Genomic DNA, 4,487 nt, shown 5'->3' on the forward strand with positions numbered 1-4,487 from the left:
CCACCCCTGTTCCGCGTTCTGGTCGCGCTGACCGTCGTGTGCGCGGCCCTGGCGGCGCTGCTGGGTCTCGCAGCACAGCGGGCCACCGCCGCCCCGGCCTGGCCCGCCCTGGCCCAGGGCGCCACCGGAGCGAACGTCACCACCGCCCAGCACCTCCTGAGGGGCCAGGGCTACGACATCTCCGTGGACGGCGACTTCGGCCCGGCCACCGAGAACACCGTGCTCACGTTCCAGGCGTCCAAGGGGTACGCCGCGGACGGGGTGATCGGCGCCGAGACCTGGCCCGGGCTGATCGTCACCGTCCGACAGGGCTCCACCGGCGACGCGGTGGCCGCCGCGCAGACGGCCTTGAACAAACATGGCTACGGCCTGACCGTGGACGGCCGGTTCGGGCCGGCAACCACCTCCGCGGTCACCGACTTCCAGAACGGCCAGGGACTCACGGCGGACGGCGTCGTCGGCCCCGACACCTGGCGAAGCCTCGTCGGCCAGGGCGGAGGCGACGGTGGCGGCGGCTGCACGGTCCCGTCGGACGCCGACCCCGAGGTGCTCAAGGCCGTCTACCGCAAGGCCGTCGAACTCGGTGTCGACGACCGCGTGCTCCTCGCCGGGTTCGAGGCGGGTGTGGTCGAGTCGAACATGAACAACCTGGACTGCGGCGACCGCGACTCCCTCGGTGTCTTCCAGCAGCGGCCCTCGCAGGGCTGGGGAACACCGGAACAGATCATGGACGTGGCCCACGCCTCGAACTCGTTCTTCACCCGCGCCATCAACGTCGGCCAGGCGCACCCGGACTACTCGGCGGGCCAAGTGGCCCAGGCCGTGCAGATCTCGGCCTACCCGGACCGCTACGACGCCGCGGAAACCACCGCCCGGGCACTCATCGAGCAAGCACGGGACCTGGTCGGCGGCTAGGACGGCGCGGCCGAAGCCGAGGTCGTCCGCCGGTCCGCCGGTCACCGTGCTGCCACGGGACAACCGTTCGGGCGCGTTCGGAGCGATGATCATCCCGCTCCGAACGCGCCCGAACACAGAAGCGCCGCCGCCCCCCGTTTCCTGGTGGGCCATGCTCCGGTCATGAGCCCGGCTTCCCCCGCCCGGTCGCTTTCACCAGCCGGGCAGAACCGGTAGGCCCCACCATTCACGCCGACGCTCCCCCCGACGGTCCGTCATGCGGGACCGCGGTGGGTCAGCAGGGTGCTGTCACATTGCCGCAGTGGATCCAGCCGGTCGTACCGATCGGATCCCTGACGTAGTACCAGCGGTTTCCCGACGAGTTGTACGCGTAGTGGCTCCAGTGCAGGGCCTCGCCGGAGTACGTGCCGATGACATCATGAATCCTCCTTGCGGGATCGGCGCCCCCGCGCCGTCCCGAACGACCGAGACCTCGGCGGAGACCGGCAATCCGATGCCCGCGTCGAGCCCGCCGAGAAGTGAACTGACGCCACCGTCCCCGACGGTTATCGGACGATTCTTGGACGAACCTTGAAACGGCTGGTCAGAGCGCCGGCCACGCCCTTAGGGTTCTCGCTTGGGCGGTGGTGTCGGGATGACAGTGGAGTTCGGCCTCCTGGGCACGATCGAGATGCGCGTCGACGGCCGTCCCGCGGACGCGGGGCACCTTCGGCAGCGGTGTGTGCTGGCCGCTCTGCTCGTGGACGCCAACCGGGTGGTACCGCTCGACGAGCTCATCGACCGGGTGTGGGCGGACCGGCCGCCGCAGCGGGTCAGGGGAACGCTGCACGGCTATCTGTCCCGCCTGCGCCGGACGTTGGAGGGCACCGCGGACGACGTGCGGATCGTGAGGCGGTCCGGCGGCTACGTCCTGGAGGCCGACGCGGCGGCTGTGGACCTCCACCGGTTCCGGGAACTGGTGGGGCAGGCCCGGACGGCCGGCGACGAGCTCGCGGCGATGCTGATGGGACGGGCGCTGGAGCTGTGGCGGGGGGAGCCGTTCGCCGGCGTCGACACCCCGTGGTTCTGCGATCTGCGCCAAACCCTGGAACGGGAACGGCTGTCGGCCGAACTGGACCACACCGACATCCGCTTACGGAGCGGACTGCACGGCGAGCTGCTTCCCGCGCTCACCGACCGCGTCGCGCGGCACCCGCTGGACGAGCGGGTGACCGGTCAGTTCATGGTCGCCCTGTACCGCGGTGGACGGGCCTCCGACGCCCTGGCCTGCTACCAGGACCTGCGGCGAAGGCTGGCGGAGGAGCTGGGCATCGACCCCGGCGAGCCGTTACAGCGACTGCACCAGCAGATCCTCACCGCCGATCCCGTACTGACCCTCCCGAAGCCCGAGCCCACCCCAAGCACCGGGGCGCGTACGCCGGTGCCCCGCCAACTCCCCTCCCGGCCGGGTTCGTTCACCGGTCGCGAGCACCAGCTCGCCGCGCTCAGCAAGGCGTTGGACTCCGCAGGTGAGCCCCGCGGCACGGTGGTGATCTCCGCGATCGGCGGCAGCGGCGGGATCGGCAAGACCTGGCTGGCGCTGCACTGGGCGCACGACAACATCGACCGGTTCCCGGACGGGCAGCTCTACGTCGACCTGCGCGGTTTCGATCCTTCGGGAGAGCCCGTCACACCGGCCGCGGCCGTACGCGGGTTCCTCGACGCACTGGGAGTGGATTCCGGGTCCGTGCCGGTGGACGTCCAGGCTCAGATCGGACTGTACCGGAGCCTGGTCGAGGGCAGGCGCATGCTGATCGTGCTCGACAACGCCGCCGACGCCGAGCAGGCGGCCGCGCTGCTGCCCGGCGGCGCGACCTGCACGGTGCTGGTCACGAGCCGTCGGCGGCTGTCCGGGCTGACGAGCGCTCATGGGGCCCGGATGCTGACGCTCGACGTGCTCACCGACAGCGAGGCACGGGAACTGATCCACCGCCACCTGGGGAAAGGCCGGACCGCGGCGGAACCGAAGGCTGTCGCCGCTCTGCTGGAACACTGCGCGGGACTGCCGCTGGCGATCAGCGTGGTGGCGGCCCGCGCGGCGGCCCACCGGGACTTCCCGCTCGCCCTGCTGGCCGAGGACCTCAAGGACGAGTCGGCGCGGCTGGACGCCCTGGACGCGGGTGATCTGACCTCCAGCGTGCGCGCGGCCTTCACCCTGTCGTACCGAGCCCTGACCGTCGGGACGGCTGAGGTGTTCCGCCTCCTGGGGATGACGCCCGGGCCGGAGATCGGACTCGCCGCGGCCGGCAGCCTCGTCGCCCGCCCCGCCGCAGCGGTGCGCATGGCCTTGAGGGAACTGGAGAACGCCCACCTCGTCCGGCAATCCGTACCCGGCCGCTACCGCCTTCACGATCTGGTGCGCCTGTACGCCGCGGAGCGCGCGGGCCGTGACCAGCCGGAGGAATCCCGTCGGCGGGCCATGCGGCGGCTGACGGATTTCTATCTGCACACCGCCTACGCCGGCGACCGGATTCTCAGCCCCATGCATCACCAGTCGCTGGAGCTCGGCCTGCCGTCCGACGGCTCATCCGTCGAGTCGCTGTCCGGCCAGGAAGAGGTCCTGGCCTGGTTCCGTGCCGAGCACGACTGCCTGCTCGCGGCTCAGCGTCTCGCCGCCGAGCAGGGATGGGACACGCCGGTGTGGCAGCTGGCCTGGGTACTGGACGGCTTCCTCTGGCGGCAGGGTCGCCTGCACGACCACGTAACGCTCTGGCGGACAGGGCTGGCCGCGGCCGAACGACTCGGCATGGCGAACATGCGGGCACGGGCCCACCGCCGTCTGGGCCACGTCTGCGCGAGAGCCGGCGACCATGACGACGCGCTGGAACACACGCGGTTGGCGCTCGCCTTCGCGGAGGAGGCGGGTGACATCGCCGAGCAGGCACGGGTCCACGACGTCACCGCCTGGGCGTGGGCCAAACAGGGTGACGACCGACAGGCCCTGACGCACGTCCGGCACACCTTGCGGTTGCAGCGCATGGCAGAGGACCCCCTGGCGGAGGCAAACGCCCTCAACGCGGTGGGATGGTACGAAGCCCGCATCGACAACTACGAGCAGGCTCTCGCCCACTGCGAGCAGTCCCTCGCCCTGCACCGCCGCCACGCCTTTCCCGACGGCGAGGCATGCGCCCTCGACAGCCTCGGCTACATCGCCCACTCCTCCGGTCGGCACGACCGGGCTCTCACGTACTACCGCCAAGCCCACTCGCTGTTCCGGAGACTCGGCAACAACTACGAAGAAGCCAACACGCTGGCCCACATCGGCGACGTCCACCACGCCCTCGGCCGGCACGACCAGGCCCGTCAGATGTGGCAGGAGGCGGCCGACCTCTACCAGGCGCAGCACCGCGAGGACGACGCCAAGCAGCTCCGGGACAGGTTACGGACCCTCAAGACATGACAGGCCCGGCCTCAAGGCCGACGATGCCTGATCCGGGACTACCCGGACGGGTCGCGGCTGACGGACGCGCCGTCGGGCACCGAAAGCCGGTCCCCCGACCGGCCCTCGGGCCGATGGGGCCAGCCCCGTACTC

The 4,487-nt window shown here is 71.2% G+C and carries 2 protein-coding genes; both read left to right on the forward strand.

The genetic code is table 11. From position 1 onward, the window contains the following. The first annotated feature begins 6 nt into the window (after positions 1 to 6). The gene (locus tag GXP76_RS34250; RefSeq protein WP_242575522.1) at positions 7 to 915 is read left to right on the forward strand and encodes a peptidoglycan-binding protein; all 909 of its coding nucleotides are present in this window, start codon (positions 7 to 9) and stop codon (positions 913 to 915) included. A 634-nt stretch (positions 916 to 1,549) separates the two neighbouring features. After that, positions 1,550 to 4,354, forward strand: coding sequence for a BTAD domain-containing putative transcriptional regulator (locus GXP76_RS34255; RefSeq protein WP_242575521.1), 2,805 nt, complete (start codon positions 1,550 to 1,552; stop codon positions 4,352 to 4,354). Positions 4,355 to 4,487: the final 133 nt, after the last annotated feature.

The sequence above is a fragment of the Streptomyces sp. NP-1717 genome (assembly GCF_022695985.1).
Taxonomy (GTDB): domain Bacteria; phylum Actinomycetota; class Actinomycetes; order Streptomycetales; family Streptomycetaceae; genus Streptomyces.